The sequence below is a fragment of the Halomonas sp. PA16-9 genome, assembly GCF_009728585.1.
Classification (GTDB): Bacteria; Pseudomonadota; Gammaproteobacteria; order Pseudomonadales; family Halomonadaceae; genus Vreelandella; species Vreelandella titanicae.
The window spans coordinates 127092-141868 of record NZ_CP040452.1; the positions used below are offsets into that span (position 1 = coordinate 127092).

The window sequence follows — 14777 nt, forward strand, 5'->3', positions numbered from 1 at the left end:
CTCTGCCCGTTTACGCATAGCGTTGGCGTAACACCTTAGCTGCTTCCACCATATTGGCCAGCGCTGGCTCTACTTCCGCCCAACCACGGGTTTTTAAGCCGCAGTCCGGGTTTACCCACAGCCGTTCGGCGGGGATTTTTTCCAGGGCTTTCTCCATCAAATCGACCATCCAGCTCACCTCGGGAATATTGGGGGTGTGGATATCGTAAACCCCTGGGCCGATTTCATTGGGATAAGCGAAGTCCTGGAAGGCATCCAGCAGGTGCATATCCGAACGCGACGTTTCAATGGTGATGACATCGGCATCAAGTGCTGCAATCGCGCCAATGATGTCGTTGAATTCCGAGTAGCACATATGGGTATGAATCTGGGTGGTGTTGGCCACACCTGCAGCGCTTAGCTGGAAGCTCTCTACCGCCCAATCAAGGTATGATTGCCACTCATCTTGGCGCAGCGGTAACCCTTCGCGTAGCGCTGGCTCATCGATTTGAATAATTTTGATCCCGGCTTTTTCCAGATCCAACACCTCATCGCGCAGTGCCAAAGCAATCTGGCGGCAGGTGGTTTCCCGCGGCTGGTCATCACGCACAAACGACCACTGTAAAATCGTCACCGGCCCTGTCAACATGCCCTTCATGGGCTTATCAGTCAGGGTTTGGGCGTACTCGCTCCAGCGCACCGTCATCGGGGCGGGGCGCGATACGTCACCGAAGATCACTGGCGGTTTCACGCAGCGTGAACCGTAACTTTGTACCCAGCCAAAACGGGTAAACGCAAAGCCTTCCAGCTGCTCGCCAAAGTACTCCACCATATCGTTACGTTCGGCTTCGCCATGCACTGGCACATCGATCCCCAGCGCCTGCTGGCGCTCAACGGCGTAGGCAATTTCAACTTGCATACGGGCTTCGTAGTCGGCTAATGCCAATTCACCGGCCTTAAAAGCACGCCGGGCGGCACGAATCGCATCGGTTTGCGGGAAAGAACCAATCGTCGTGGTGGGGAATAGCGGCAGCTTAAGCGCGCGACGCTGAGCCTCAGAACGCACACCATAAGGCGCCCGGCGCTGGCTATCGGCGGGGCGAACCGCCGCCAAACGCTCACTGACCTCAGCTTGGTGAATACGCGTTGATTCACGCCGGGCATCCAGCGCCCGTGTGGCCTGATCCAGTCGCTGCTCATCGGCAGGCGTGGCGCGGTTATCGATCAAGCGCGCCAAGGTGACCACCTCGTCAAGTTTCTGCCGCGCGAAAGCCAGCCAGCTGATCAGCTCATCACCAAGCTCCGTCTCCTGGGCCAAATCCACCGGCACATGCAGCAGCGAGCAGCTGGGTGCCAACCAAAGCCGCTGCCCCAGGCGCACTTTCAACGGCAGCAGGCGTTCTCGCAAGGCAGCCAAATCGGCCCGCCAGATATTGCGACCATCGACAAACCCCACCGATAGCACCTGATGGGGGCCAAGGCGGTCAATCACGCTTTCCACCTGCTGGGGGGCGCGCACGGCATCAATGTGCAACCCTGCCACGGGCAAACGGGTCGCCAACGATAGGTTATCGCCCAAGCCGCCGAAGTAAGTGGCTAGCAATAGTTTTAGCGGCGCAGACTGAAGGCGATGATAGGCACGCTCATAGGCCTGCTGCCATGCCAGCGGCAGATCCTGCACCAGCGCAGGCTCATCCAGTTGCACCCACTCAATGCCTTGGGTGGCAAGCCGCGCTAATATTTCGCTATACACGTCGAGTGCGCTGTCGAGCAGCGTCAGGCGGTCAAAATCACCGCCCTTGGTTTTGCCAAGCCATAGCCAAGTCAGCGGCCCCGTCAGCGTTACTTTCGGGGTAAAACCCGCACGTAACGCTTCATCCACTTCGTCAAACAGCCGGTTGGATGCCAGAGTAAAGGTTTGCCCTTCGTGCAGTTCGGGGACGAGGTAGTGGTAGTTGGTATCGAAGTATTTGGTCATTTCACAGGCTGCGGCGGGCTCACCGCTGGGGGCTCTACCGCGGGCCATACGAAAGGTGGTGTCGAGATCGATATCGCCATCTGCCACTTCATTATTGGCGTTAAAGCGGGCAGGCACCGCCCCCAGCGCCACTGAAACGTTCAACACTTGGTCGTAAAATGCGAAATCGCCCACGCTAACGAAATCCAAACCCGCGTCCTGCTGTGCCTGCCAGTGGCGCAAACGCAGCTCGCGACCGGTGTTTTCCAGCTCGCTACGCGTACACTCGCCTTTCCAGTATGCTTCAGTGGCTTTTTTTAGCTCGCGCTGAGCGCCGATGCGGGGATAGCCGAGAATATGAGAAACTGTCATGATGAACCCTACCAACGTGAAATAATTCACACAGTCTGGGCACCAGGCCTTGATGAATCAAACTAAAGTTTCTAATAGTAAAGATGAAAACACTCACGATGATTGAGCCACTACATGATTGAGTTACGACACCTACGCACGCTGCTGGCTCTGCGCGAAACCGGCTCCCTGGTCGATGCTGCCGATCGCGTGCATTTGACCCAATCGGCGCTTTCGCACCAGCTTAAAGATCTTGAGAGCCGCGTGGACAGCGCGCTTTTTGTGCGTAAAACCCGCCCGGTGGAATTCACCCGCGCGGGGCTGCGGCTGCTCGCCCTAGCCGACCAGGTACTGCCTGAAGTACGCAAGGCGGAGCGTGATTTGGCGCGCCTGGCAGGCACCGAGCAGGGGCGTTTGCATATGGCCATTGAGTGCCACAGCTGCTTTCAGTGGCTAATGCCCACAGTGGACTATTTTCGCGATCACTGGCCGGAAGTGGAAATCGACATTCCCAGTGGACACCACTTTGACCCGCTTCCGGCGCTTGCCCGAGAGCAGCTGGATCTGGTGATCACCGCTGACCCCAGCCCCTTGAGGGCATTCACTACGCCCCGCTGTTTCGCTATGAAGGGTTACTGGCCGTCGCCCGCCAGCACCCTTTTGCTGGCCGGGGGTTTATAGAGCCCCAGGCACTGGCTGAGGAAACGTTGATTACCTACCCCGTGAGCAGTCGCGATTGGATATTTTCACCCAGTTTTTGCAACCGGCGAACGTGCGTCCTCAGGAGATTCGTACCGCCGAATTGACGATTATGATGATGCAGCTGGTGGCCAGCGGGCGTGGCGTGTGTGCACTACCCAACTGGGCACTCACCGAGTATTTAGAGCGCGATTACGTTAGCGCGGTGAAGCTAGGCGAGCATGGGGTATGGAGCACGCTGTATGCGGCGATTCGCGAAGAGACCCGCGAAGCGCCATGGATGCAGGATTTTTTACGCACGGCGCGGGAGACCTCCTTTGCAGTGCTATCCGGGGTCAAGCCTGCGGATCGCGACGCGGAACCAGCAGCGTAAAGCGCGCGCCGCCCAAAGAGGGACTGGTATCGATGGTCACGCTACCACCGTGCCCGGCCATGATTTTCTGCACAATCGAAAGCCCTAACCCGTAGCCACCAGAGCTGCGAGCACGGCTATCGTCCAGACGGGCAAACGGCTTGAAAATATCCGCCCGCGCTTCCGGCGGAATGCCGGGGCCGTCGTCTTCAACGTCAATACGCACCAGATTGGGCTCATCCCAGAGGTGAATCATCACCTGGGACTTGGCATGGCGGCAGGCGTTGCCGACTAAATTCTGCACCGCACGCTGAAGATAGCGCGGCTCCGCCAGCAGCTCGATTTCAGGACCAGGCGCAAGCGCCAACGCTAAGCCCCTATGCAGCGGCGACAGCGTATCAATCACCCGTTCCGCCATGGCCCGACACTCTACCAGCGCCGTTTCAAGCTCAGCGCCATTAACCGTTTCTCCACCCAGTCGTGCATAGGTGAGAATTTCATCAACTAACTCATCGAGCTCGGCAATGTCCGCATCGATCCCCTGAAGCTGGCGGCGAATGGCGGGTTGGTCGGTCATATCCTCGACCATCTGCACGGCAAAGCGAATACGCGCGACCGGGGTGCGCAGCTCGTGGGAAACCGCCCGAATCATCTCCTGTTGACCGCGCAGCAGGCTCTGCACCTGATTGGCCATGCCATTAAAAGCCATCCCAAGCGGCCTAAAAAGTCACCGCTCTCTACCTTTACCCGGGTTTCCAGGCGGCCACTGGCAATCCGCGTGGCAGCCAGCTCCAGCCGCGCCATGCGGGCTTCGATACTGCGCATAATCAAATAAATAATCAGGCTGAGAACGATCATCAGCCCCATCAAAAGGGGTAAGTGCAAATTCAGCGGTAAGGTGTCGCCGCGGGAAATAGGCCCCGCTTGCAGCCATTGTGACTCGCCTGGCAACTGATAGAGCAGTGTAATTGAAAGCTTATCAGAAACGAGTTGGGTGATGACGTTGCCCCTGGCCAGCTGAGCCTGCTGCGCCGCCGTTAGTCCCGCAGGCAACGAAGGCAAAAGCTGCAACGGCCAACTCCCTGGGCGCAATTGGGCAATGCGGCCATCACGCTCTTCCGCGGGCGCTGCCGCGAGCCACCCACCAAGCAACTCAATGCTGCCATGCCACTGGTGCTCACTCCAGTCATCGAGTCGTGCTTGCAGCAGCCAGGTGTCGCCGGGCAAACGCTGTTGCAGTAGCCAGGGGCTTTCAGCGACCAGTATTTTGCCCTGCTCCAGGCGCGACCGTTCGAAAAATCCCAAATCCGCATCGCCGATAGGCTGCAGGGTCAGCTGTAAATCGAGCTGTTCCGAAAAATGCTCAAGCAGAGCATTTCGCTGTTCAACCGGTGCGTCGGCGAGCTGTTGCGTCATCAACGACATAGGCAGCGCGGCGAGCTGCTCACGATAGTCTTCACGGCGCACCTGTTCGATAAAGGAGCGCCCCGCTAAGGCGATCACAAAAACCACTAATAGCGCGATGCCCAACAGCAAATAGAAGCGTAAAAACGAGCCGTTACTGAGCACCCGCCGCATGATGCCATCCCTCTGAATGATCAACTGTCTTTGACGAAAAGATAACCTTTGCTGCGCACGGTTTTGATCCGGTGAGGCTGATTCGGATCATCGCCAATTTTGGGTCGAATGCGCGATACGCGTACATCAATCGAGCGGTCTTGGCCGTCGTACTTAATGCCCCGTAAGTCGCTGAATATCTCTTCGCGGGTGAGTACTCGGCCAGCGTTACGGCCCAGTAACCAAAGTAGGTCAAACTCAGCGCTGGTTAAGTCAATTCGCTCGCCTGAAAGCCAGGCTTCACGAGTGGCGTTATCGATCTCCAGGTTTTCAAAACGCAGCCGCATTTCGCCGTCTGGTGCCGGCCCGTCGGCACGGCGCAGCAGCGCGCGCATACGCGCCAATAGCACCCGCGGTTGAACCGGCTTCGGCACGTAGTCGTCGGCGCCCATTTCGAGCCCCAAGACCTGATCAAGATCATCGGTGCGAGCGGTCAGCATCATGATCGGGCCGGCAAAATTGGGTCTAACACGACGACAAATCGCCAGGCCGTCCTCCCCCGGCAGCATTAAGTCTAAAATCACCAGATCGGGCTGTAGGGTTAAAATACGGTCGACCCCTTTCGCACCGTCAGCTTCCAGCGTTACTTGGAAGCCGTTCGCTTCCAAGTAATCACGGGTCAGCTCGGCTAAACGCTGGTCATCCTCAATGATCAGGACATGATCTTGATCAGGATAGTCAGGCATTACAGACTCTTGCGACTCAAGCGCCTGAAATTGCTGTTCCAAATGATCTACCATCCTCTTTATGCACTCCGCTTAGGCTGTTTATTTTTTCACCCGCTCACCCAATACCAACGCAGGCGCCCTATGATTGGCACTCAGGATAACTCAAAACTATCAAAACACCCGCTTCTGTCGTTACAATCATGCGCATTGATCGGTAGACAAGGCCCGATACTTGATTCTCGCACCTGCGGAAGCTACTGTTAAGGCGCGAACTGTCGACAATTTGACAGGAGGAACCTGCCATGGGAAGTAGCAAAACGAAAAGTGTCATTAAGCGTGTTTACGTTCCAGCCCAAGTGCGCGACCTGCCCAATGGGGAGAAGTTAAAAATCCCAGGGCATTACAAGGCGCCGCCAGGGGAAGAAAACGACACCATTGAGTAATGTTTGGTTAAGTATATCTATTGCTAAAGCATACTTAAAAAGCGACCACCAGTGGCCTGCCTTTTTTACTTAGCTACTTTTTACAACTACTTTTTTCGACTACACATTTTGACGCAATTGCACGAGGCGGGCTTTTCAACAGCTTTGCTTTTCAGCGGCTACCCTTTGGGCCCAAACAGAAACCATGCAATTAAGCCGACTAACGGGAAAAACAGCAGCACCAGGATCCATATCAGCTTAGCAAGACCACCCGCGCCGCTTTTGGCTACTTTCACAATGGCCCAGATCACAATGATGAGCCAAATTAGCCCTAATAAACCACCTACTTCAATGCCCATAGCAACTCCTTAGCATGTTGGCACTCGTATTAATTTAGACAATCATATCAGTGGCACATTCACAAGCCGAACTCACTGCTCGGGAAGGCTCAACACCATCTCACCCGACTGTATTTCAATCGACAATAAATTTAAAAAGCTCATGCCGAGTAGAACGGTGTCACGCTCCATGCCGGGGCTGATAGACCCCTGCACATTCTGCACTTTTAGACCGCCCAGAGAAACCTCATCGAGTTCGGTTAAAGTACCTTCAACTCGACCATTGGCGGTATTGAACCAAGCGCGGCGTCCCGGTTTTAGGCCTAACTCGCTAGCCAAATCGACCGGTATGGCGACATAGGTGGCGCCAGTATCGAGCAAAAAGGTCACCGGCGTGCCGTTGATGCGTCCCGGCGCTTCAAAGTGCCCTGCCCGGTTACGTTTAAGGTAACCGGCTCACCTGCAGGTAGCGTATGCACAATATTCGCGTTCGGGCGCATCATCTCTTCGAGACCACCGTGAATCCACCAAGTGCCCACCGCCATTAACAGCACCCAAAACAGCAGCATCATAACGATACCACCGCGTTGCGCTGTTTGACCTGCCAGGTGCGTTGCCATGCTCCACCTCACTGAGGTAAGGATGCCTCGTTAGCGTTATTAGTGTTGCTATAGCTGTTGGCTTCCCAGGCGAGCGCCGCCTCCCGACCACGGCGCTCGTTGACCCTGGCGCAAATCAGCATCGCGATAACGAACAGGGCAACACATAATAGAATAGACGCTTGCAACCAACCAGCGTCTGCAACACCCCCAGCATGACGATCCCCAACACTCCTGCCAACTTATTCGCCAGCCCCCAGAAGCCGAAGAACTCGGCTGATTTCTCCAAGGGTGAAAATAGCCCCACCAGAGCCCTGCTGGCAGATTGGCTGGAACCCAGGCTAAGCCCCGCCAGGCAGCCGACTATCAAAAATACGTACTGTGCCTGCCACTGCAGGTCAAACTGCCCGTTTACCCACTGCGTCATCTCCGGCGTTGCCCAGATAGCAATAATCGCCAACACCCATAGCGCCAGGGTCATTTGGTACGTTCGCTTGGCACCTAGCTGATCCTGTATCCAGCCAAACCCCAGAGCCCCTGCTGCAGCGGTCACTTGGACAATAATAAACATGATATTACGTACGCTTTCATCCCAGCCGATCACTTGAGCACCATAAATAAAGGCGAACGCGATGATGATGTAGACGCCGGCCATCGAGAACAGCAGTGAAATCAAAAATACCGTCAGATCTTTAAAATAGCGCAGCTCGTGAAGGGTGGTGGTGACGCGGTTCAGGGCAATATGCCGATAAGAGACGCCACGGGGCTGAGGGGTGCCTCGCTCTTTTAGCCATAAAAACGTAGGAATAGCGGTAATCAGAAAAAAGCCGGCCGCAAAGGGCCCCACCCAGCGTATGCGCTCAAAGTTTTCCGCGCTGGCCTCGCCTAGCACCACCAGGGTAAAACCTGCCGCAAACAGTCCACCGATGTAGCCGAGCGCCCAGCCAAAGCCAGAAATTTTGCCCAGCGACTGCGGCGGCCCAAGTTCAGGTAAAAATGCAGCAATAAATGACTCCCCCATGGAGTACGCGTAGTTAGACAGCACGATCAATAACAAGCCGATAACGACATAGCCCGGCTCAACGAAGTAGAGCATGCCCGTAGTGACCACGGTGGCGAGATAACTAATCAGCAGAAAGCGTTTTTTCTCCGCCCGGTAATCCATCACCGCTCCGCACAACGGCGCGGTAATCACCACCATTAGATAACTAATCGCCAGGGCCAGGCTCCACAAAAAGTTGGCCAACCGGAAATTATCGCCCCGATCCCCCACAATGACTGTGGTGAAAAGCTCGCCAAATACCACGGTAATAATCAAAAGCGTGTAGGCCTGGTTGGCAAAATCAAACATCGCCCAGCCGAAAATTTCTCGACGCGATGCGTAGCCATCCGTCGCCTTAGCAGTGTTAGCAGGCAGCATTAGTTTTCTCTCACAGGGGAAGCCGTAAGGCTAGCAGATAGAACCGCCAAGGCGCCACGGCTTGCGTTGGCAGATTAGAGATGACAGCCGACCAGCGTTGCTCTAAGTTTGATTGATTGATCAGTAATACGGATAGAACTGCGATGGGATTAGCCCAGCCATCTCTACGGCCAGTGTACCGACAACCCTTAACCAGGTTGATGGCCACGCTATGCCTCTGGCTGGCAATCGTCGCAAGCGGACAGGCTGATGAGCCCGACACCTTGGCGGCATTAACCTTTATTACTGAAGAGTACCCGCCCTATAACTATATCGATAATCAGCAATTAACCGGGATATCGATTGATTTGTTGGAGGCTATTTTTGCGGCGACAGAAACACCATTAAGCCGTAATGACGTCCGTCACTACCCTTGGATTCGCGGCTATGAGCTGGCGCGCAGCCAACCTAATACGGTGCTATTTTCCACTACGCGTACGCCCTCAAGAGAGGTCAATTTCCACTGGGTGGGGCCGATTGCTCAAGACCGGGTCGTACTGCTAGCCCACCGCGACGCACCGATTGTGGTTGATTCTTTGGCTCAAGCGATTGATCGCGGCCTGACCGTAGCGGTCATTCGGGAAGATATCGGCGCCCAGGCGCTGTTGGAAGTTGGCTATCCTGAGCGCCTACTCGTATCCGCTATTGATAACCGAAGCGCGTTCAATATGCTAACCCGCGGGCGAGTTGATCTATGGGCTTACAGTCAGGATGTGGCTGGCTGGATAGCGGAGTCAGAAGGTTATCCTAAAGATATTTTAATCCCCACACACACCCTCAGCAAATCTTCGCTATACTTTGCCATCAACAAAGCCACGGATCCACGTCTGGTAGCGTTGATGCAGCAGGCCTTAAACAGGGTGCAAGCGGGACGAGTCGAGAGGTAGTTGATGATGGCTAACGACCTAACTCGCCGATGGCGATACCGCATGGGCGTTGCCCTGATCACCGCTATCGGTAGCTGCAGCCTGCCACTTCATGCGATGCCGCTGACGATCAATACCGAAGAGTACCCACCGTTCAATTATTCGGACGACCAAGGGCAAATAATCGGTAGTGCGACGCAACTGCTACGTGATGCGCTACGCCAAGCTGACATAGAGGCTTATTTTCGGCTACTGCCTTGGGCGCGCGCTTACACCGAAGCACGCTTGAAGGAGAACCACTGCGTCTACTCCACCACCCGCACCCGTGAGCGTGAAGCGCTGTTTCACTGGGTAGGGCCGCTGGTCGTCAATGAATGGGCAGCGTTTAGTTTAGCCGAGCGTGGGCTCAATGTTGATTCACTTTCAGGGCTGAACGCTTGGCGAGTGGGCAGTTTTAGAGAAGATGCGGTAGGCGATTACGTCGCCGCTAGCGGCATTAATGTGCTACTTGCTCTTCGGAGCGAGAAAATATCGCGCGTTTAAAGGCGGGGCTACTAGATGTGATTGTGACAGGCAAAGCAACCGGTGAATTTATGGCACATGAACAGGACATCGCGCTAGCGCATTTATTTACTTTTTATCGCGCACCGCTTTATCTCGCCTGCCACCTCAACGTTTCGAAAGCACTGCTGGAGCGACTGCAAGCCCAGCTGGATGCCCTGCAGGGGAGAGCCAGTGATAAGTCCCCGCCCTCGCTTTCCTATGTTGACCACTGGCGTCGCGCCTAAAAAAGGCAGCCTGACCACTAAGCAAGCGCTACTCACCCTGCTCATTGCTATGCTGATTAGTGGTGTAGCAGGAAGTATTGAACTTCTCAGCCACGCTACCAATATGCGCCAGGAAACCGAGCAACGCATTACTCAACAGTTGGCGGTCGTTAACGGCGCCGCAGCAGAGGCCGCTTTCCAGCTTAACCCCGACCTCGCCCACCAAATCGCCTATGGGCTATTTAATGCTGACGAGGTCGCATGGGTGTCGATTCGTGACGATTTTGGGCGCGCTCTGGCTGAATTTGAGAGGCCAAAACAGGCTGATTCGACTTGGCTCAGCCAATATTTATTTGGCGATATACTGCACCACCAAACCGACCTCGCCTACTACATGGGCAGCGACATGCCGGAATCGGTCGTCGGCGAGATTGAGCTGATGCTGGCAGAAAGCTACTTAACCCAGCAGTTCCTCGCGCGTATTTACACGGTGGTCGGGGTGAGTATTTTAGAGGCGTTTATTTTAAGCCTAGTGGTGATCGCTTTTTTTCATCTATTTATTACTCGCCCATTGCTCAAGGTACACGCAGCTATTGCCCAAACCGATCCCAATCGTCCCGGCCAGTGGCCCAAGCCAATGTTGCGAGGACATCAGCATGATGAGTTAGGGCATCTGGTGGATAGTTTGGATCATTTGTTAAACGCGTTTCAGCAAGGCTTGGAGCAGCGCGACCAGCTCCATCATCTCTCTAATATGGATGGCTTGACGGGCGTGGCGAACCGACGCCACTTCGATGAGTTTTATCAACAACACTGGCACTTGGCGCAGCAAACCCAGCAGCCGCTATCGGTGATTTTTATCGATATCGATAACTTTAAGGAATTTAACGATCATTATGGGCACGCCATGGGCGACGACACCCTGCGCGCCGTAGCAAAAGCGCTCAATCAGTGCATTGCCCCCGCCAGGGATTTACTCGCCCGCTACGGCGGCGAAGAATTTGTCTGTGTACTGCCAGGTCAGGATCATGACGACGCTGTGGGCGTTGCCAACTGCTTGCGCGAAGCAGTGCTGTCACTGGCCATTCCTCATGCTTTTTCAAGCACCCATTCAGAGCTTACCGTTAGCATGGGTGTTGCCAGCATGTCGCCCGGCTTATCAATTAGTGCTGAAGCGCTGATTGAGCGTGCCGACCAGCACCTTTACCACGCCAAACGGCTGGGCCGAAACCGGGTCGAAACACGCAAACGCCCGGCATAAAGCCGGGCGTTAAGCACACATATTGCACAGAGCTGGTACTTTAAAGCAGCCAGTGAGCGGCCACAGCAGCCAGACCAATGATCATCGCCGTTAGCACCGCTACTGTGACTACCCTATCTAGCCAGCGATCGAAAGCAACTCCTTTAGCCTGCCGTCGTGTCGCTCCATGGCGCCCTTGCCGCGCCATCAGCATTTTCGCTTCATGTGTCGCTGCTCCCCAACTACCTTGCCCCGCAATCGAAGGCTTGGTTACTTTTTATTAGTGCTGATGACTGATGCTAACTATTAATGCGCCGATTGACCACACTCGGTGCACGGCGCAAGCGCTCTTCTTCACCTAACAGCTCGGCTTCAAAGGCGTCCGCACCACCGGCGTTTCGCCATGGCGGCGATAAAGCTGCGTTAGCATCGCCTTGCGGTCGGCGCGTAGTTCCTGAACTAATACGAACACCATCATATACAAGATAAAGGTGAACGGCAGTGCCGACAGCACCGAAGCCGATTGCAGCCCCGTTAAGCCACCTGAGGCAATTAACGTCAGGCAAATAGCGGCGATCAGCACACCCCAAATGACGCGCTTATAGAGCGGCGGATTGATCGAACCATTATCGGTCATTTGCGCCACGATATACGAGGCCGAGTCAGCGGAGGTGACCAGGAAAATAAAGATCAGCAGCATCGCACGACCGACAGCACGCCGGTAAAGGGCATCAACTCAAACATCTCAAACAGTGCGACGGTTATATTATCCTGGGTTGCGGCAGCAAGACCGATATCGGTACCGTTCAACTCCATGTGCAGCGCCGCGCCACCGAATACGCCAATCCATAAACAGGCCAGCAGCGGCGGTACGAACAGCACCCCAAACACATACTCTTTGATGGTACGACCCCTTGATACCCGGGCAATAAAGGTACCTACAAACGGCGACCAGGCAATCACCCAGGCCCAATAGAAAATCGTCCAGTTGCTTGCCCACTCATTGTCACCATAGGGAGAAATGCGCAGGCTCATGCCGATAAAATTCTGCAGATAATCACCAATCCCCACCGTGATGGTCTCTAATATCGCCACGGTGGGGCCAGTGAACAGCACATACAGCATCAACCCGATACATAAAATCATATTAAGGTTAGAGAGGCGTTTAATGCCTTTATCCAAACCCGACCAGGTGGAAGCCATATAGGCGCAGAACATCACGAAAAGAATCACAAACTGCCAGAAACCGTTCTCCGGCAGGCCAAACACAGCGTTTAAACCGCCATTCATCTGCAGCACGCCTAACCCTAACGAGGTAGCCACCCCCATTACGGTGGCGACCACGGCAAATACATCCAGCCAGGAAGCGTAGGGACGAATTTTAGGATTCTTAGCCGTTATCGATGACAGTACGGACGACACCAATCCTGCCTGCCCTTTGCGGAACTGAAAATAGGCAATGATCAAACCGACAATCGAGAAAGCTGCCCACTGGTGTATCCCCCAGTTAAAGTAGCTGTATTGAATAGCGTAGCGGGCGGCCGCTTCGGTTTCGGCGGTTCTGTCGCCATAGGGCGGCTCAATGAAGTGAAACATGGGTTCCGCCATGCCATAGAAGACCAGTCCGACACCAAAGCCTGCGGCCAGCAGCATGCTGATCCACGAAAAGAATGTATAGTTGGGTCGACTGTCCTGGGGGCCTAAGCGCACCTTGCCATACTTGCTTAGCGCCAGACCAAACAGAAAAATGACAAAACCAAAAACCGAAAATAGATAAAACCACCCGAATAGCCCGGTAACAGTAGTCAGTGCGCCCTCTGCAACGTTGGCAAATCCTTCAGGAAATGACGCCCCAACAACTACCAAGCCAAAAATAATCACCACCGATGCGATGAATACCGACTTGCCTCCATGATTAGCCATATAACCGTCCTGTTAAATGAGCTCTGTTTAGGTAAGCACTGCGTATTAAGCGCATGCTTGTACAACTAAACCTGCCTTGTACAGCTTAATGGTAACAGTTGAAAAATCTAATCGCACTGTGGCCAAGCAGTGAACTTGCTAGAGCTACTGTGTTCCAATGGGTGCGAATAACCGATGGAGGCTCTCATGCCACAGATGAATCGCGACCAACGCAACGCTGCATGGCAAGCGGCTAATCAATGGCGCGCCCGTGCTGCGCAAACTCAACCCACCGGAGTGGCGGGCAGCTTGAAGCTGCTGCTCACGTGGCTGGCGTTTGGCGCGTTAATGATAGTCGGCGTGGTACTCGGCCTGTTTTTCTTGCTGATTGGCTGGGCAATGATGCCGTTTATGCGCCATAAAATGAAAAAGCGTATGGAGCAGATGCGCGCCCAGCAGGCACAGGATATAGGTGGGGGATATTCTCAAGGGCATTCTCACGGACATGCTTCCCCGCATACGTCTGCGCAAAACCGTCCTGGTCATCAGGATGTCTTGGAAGGCAGCTATGAAGTTAAAGATGATCGTTAATTAACCCGTTAGTCACTTTTTCGCGCCACCTAGTGCCGTATACTTTGTTACAGCGGCGCGTAAACCCAGGTAAATGCCGCGGCCAAGGTCAGCGGCATAACGACCAGACTGCCCAGGTTACCAATCAGCACCAGCGAAGCCACTTTTTGTGGCGCCAGCTTATACTGCTCTGCGACCAAGTAATTCAACACCGCAGGCGGCAGTGCCGCAAATACCAGCAGCACCGCCGCCTGAAGCGCATTTAGTGGCAGTAGCCACATCAACGGCAAAGCAATTACTAACCCGGAAAGCGGACACAGCACCGCCCCCAGTATCCCCGTACGCCAATCGCTAAAGTCGATCTCCAAGAGCCGCACCCCTAACGCAAACAGCATTAGCGGAATACATACCCCGCCTAGCATATGCATCGCCTCCAGTAGCCAGCCAGGCAGCGGCAGGCCACTGATATTCACCGCTAAACCCGCCAGACTCGCGAGTACAATTGGCATGCGCAGCATTCGCCAGAGCGAAGTGCGCGGGTTAAGCATGTAAAGCCCCACCGAAAAGTGCAGCAGCATTTCAACGATAAACACCACCACCGCCGCAGGAAGCGCCTCAGCACCAAATGCCAACACCAGCAGCGGCACGCCCATATTGCCCGCATTGTTGAACATCATCGGCGGAAGGAAGATCTTGCTATCCAGCTTTAGCCACTTTGCCAGCGGCCAAAGTACAAGCCCCGACCCCAGCACTACTGCTATCGCTGCCGTGGCCAGCCAGGCGTACTCAGCTAACGGCGCTTGCCGGTCAGCCAGCACGGCGAACACCAATAGCGGAACGAACAGCTCCATGTTGAGGGTATTGAGACTGCGAATATCCGGTGTACGGTAGCGCCCATAGGCTGCGCCACAGCCAGCGATTAAAAATACTGGCAATAGCGTGGCCAGAATATGTCCAATCATACGGGCCGCCCAGCCCTATTCCTTGTTAT

10 protein-coding genes and 5 pseudogenes are annotated in these 14777 nt (G+C 54.7%); 7 read left to right on the top strand and 8 right to left on the bottom strand.

From position 1 onward, the window contains the following. Positions 1-10: 10 nt before the first annotated feature. Entirely contained in the window at positions 11-2308 is a 2298-nt protein-coding gene (gene metE / locus FDY98_RS17045) for a 5-methyltetrahydropteroyltriglutamate--homocysteine S-methyltransferase (protein WP_027958638.1), read from the bottom strand. Positions 2309-2422: 114 nt separating this feature from the next. Here metE and FDY98_RS17050 point away from each other — a divergent pair. Next, positions 2423-3359: pseudogene (locus FDY98_RS17050) on the top strand (LysR family transcriptional regulator). Here the strand turns inward: FDY98_RS17050 and FDY98_RS17055 are convergent. Together FDY98_RS17055 and FDY98_RS17060 are read right to left on the bottom strand one after the other, a co-directional pair. Beyond that, positions 3322-4916: pseudogene (locus FDY98_RS17055) on the bottom strand (ATP-binding protein). The pseudogenes FDY98_RS17050 and FDY98_RS17055 overlap by 38 nt on opposite strands. Positions 4917-4936: 20 nt before the next feature. After that, a complete protein-coding gene (locus tag FDY98_RS17060) occupies positions 4937-5695 on the bottom strand; it encodes a response regulator (RefSeq protein ID WP_007113866.1) in 759 nt (252 codons plus the stop codon). A 230-nt stretch (positions 5696-5925) separates the two neighbouring features. On the opposite strand from FDY98_RS17060, the gene FDY98_RS26315 reads away from it, so the two are divergent. Then, the gene (locus tag FDY98_RS26315) at positions 5926-6066 is read left to right on the top strand and encodes a hypothetical protein (RefSeq protein WP_162836279.1); all 141 of its coding nucleotides are present in this window, start codon (positions 5926-5928) and stop codon (positions 6064-6066) included. Positions 6067-6224: 158 nt separating this feature from the next. On the opposite strand, the gene FDY98_RS17065 is transcribed toward FDY98_RS26315, so the two are convergent. The 3 genes and pseudogenes from FDY98_RS17065 to FDY98_RS17075 form a co-directional block, all read right to left on the bottom strand. Next, positions 6225-6404, bottom strand: a complete 180-nt coding sequence (locus FDY98_RS17065) for a PLDc N-terminal domain-containing protein (RefSeq protein WP_022522092.1) — start codon at positions 6402-6404, stop codon at positions 6225-6227. A 72-nt stretch (positions 6405-6476) separates the two neighbouring features. Next, positions 6477-7003: pseudogene (locus FDY98_RS17070) on the bottom strand (retropepsin-like aspartic protease family protein). 8 nt (positions 7004-7011) lie between these two features. Then, positions 7012-8402, bottom strand: a pseudogene (locus FDY98_RS17075) (MFS transporter). Between the two features lie 200 nt (positions 8403-8602). Between FDY98_RS17075 and FDY98_RS17080 the strand changes: the two are divergent. From FDY98_RS17080 to FDY98_RS17090, 4 genes are read left to right on the top strand one after another with little or no spacing between them, the layout of a single operon-like run. After that, a complete protein-coding gene (locus FDY98_RS17080; protein WP_231500653.1) occupies positions 8603-9328 on the top strand; it encodes a substrate-binding periplasmic protein in 726 nt (241 codons plus the stop codon). Between the two features lie 3 nt (positions 9329-9331). Then, entirely contained in the window at positions 9332-9850 is a 519-nt protein-coding gene (locus FDY98_RS17085) for a substrate-binding periplasmic protein (RefSeq protein ID WP_340147009.1), read from the top strand. A 50-nt stretch (positions 9851-9900) separates the two neighbouring features. Further along, a complete protein-coding gene (locus tag FDY98_RS28430; RefSeq protein ID WP_340147010.1) occupies positions 9901-10095 on the top strand; it encodes a hypothetical protein in 195 nt (64 codons plus the stop codon). Further along, positions 10043-11335, top strand: a complete 1293-nt coding sequence (locus FDY98_RS17090) for a GGDEF domain-containing protein (RefSeq protein WP_027958633.1) — start codon at positions 10043-10045, stop codon at positions 11333-11335. Before FDY98_RS28430 ends, FDY98_RS17090 begins: the two co-directional genes overlap by 53 nt. A 278-nt stretch (positions 11336-11613) precedes the next feature. On the opposite strand, the pseudogene FDY98_RS17100 reads toward FDY98_RS17090, so the two are convergent. Beyond that, positions 11614-13237: pseudogene (locus FDY98_RS17100) on the bottom strand (BCCT family transporter). Positions 13238-13423: 186 nt separating this feature from the next. Here FDY98_RS17100 and FDY98_RS17105 point away from each other — a divergent pair. Continuing rightward, the gene (locus FDY98_RS17105) at positions 13424-13807 is read left to right on the top strand and encodes a hypothetical protein (protein WP_022522085.1); all 384 of its coding nucleotides are present in this window, start codon (positions 13424-13426) and stop codon (positions 13805-13807) included. A gap of 47 nt (positions 13808-13854) precedes the next feature. Here FDY98_RS17105 and FDY98_RS17110 read toward each other — a convergent pair whose 3' ends face one another. Further along, complete coding sequence (locus FDY98_RS17110; RefSeq protein WP_009287454.1) at positions 13855-14748, bottom strand: AEC family transporter; 894 nt, start codon at positions 14746-14748, stop codon at positions 13855-13857. Positions 14749-14777 lie beyond the last annotated feature (29 nt).

Bases quoted from the DNA above. Each gene is read 5' to 3' on its own strand.
- FDY98_RS17065 (WP_022522092.1), bottom strand. From the start codon at position 6,404: ATGGGCATTGAAGTAGGTGGTTTATTAGGGCTAATTTGGCTCATCATT.
- FDY98_RS17105 (WP_022522085.1), top strand. From the start codon at position 13,424: ATGCCACAGATGAATCGCGACCAACGCAACGCTGCATGGCAAGCGGCT.
- metE (WP_027958638.1), bottom strand. From the start codon at position 2,308: ATGACAGTTTCTCATATTCTCGGCTATCCCCGCATCGGCGCTCAGCGC.
- FDY98_RS17060 (WP_007113866.1), bottom strand. From the start codon at position 5,695: ATGGTAGATCATTTGGAACAGCAATTTCAGGCGCTTGAGTCGCAAGAG.
- FDY98_RS17110 (WP_009287454.1), bottom strand. From the start codon at position 14,748: ATGATTGGACATATTCTGGCCACGCTATTGCCAGTATTTTTAATCGCT.
- FDY98_RS26315 (WP_162836279.1), top strand. From the start codon at position 5,926: ATGGGAAGTAGCAAAACGAAAAGTGTCATTAAGCGTGTTTACGTTCCA.
- FDY98_RS17085 (WP_340147009.1), top strand. From the start codon at position 9,332: ATGATGGCTAACGACCTAACTCGCCGATGGCGATACCGCATGGGCGTT.
- FDY98_RS17080 (WP_231500653.1), top strand. From the start codon at position 8,603: ATGGCCACGCTATGCCTCTGGCTGGCAATCGTCGCAAGCGGACAGGCT.
- FDY98_RS28430 (WP_340147010.1), top strand. From the start codon at position 9,901: ATGGCACATGAACAGGACATCGCGCTAGCGCATTTATTTACTTTTTAT.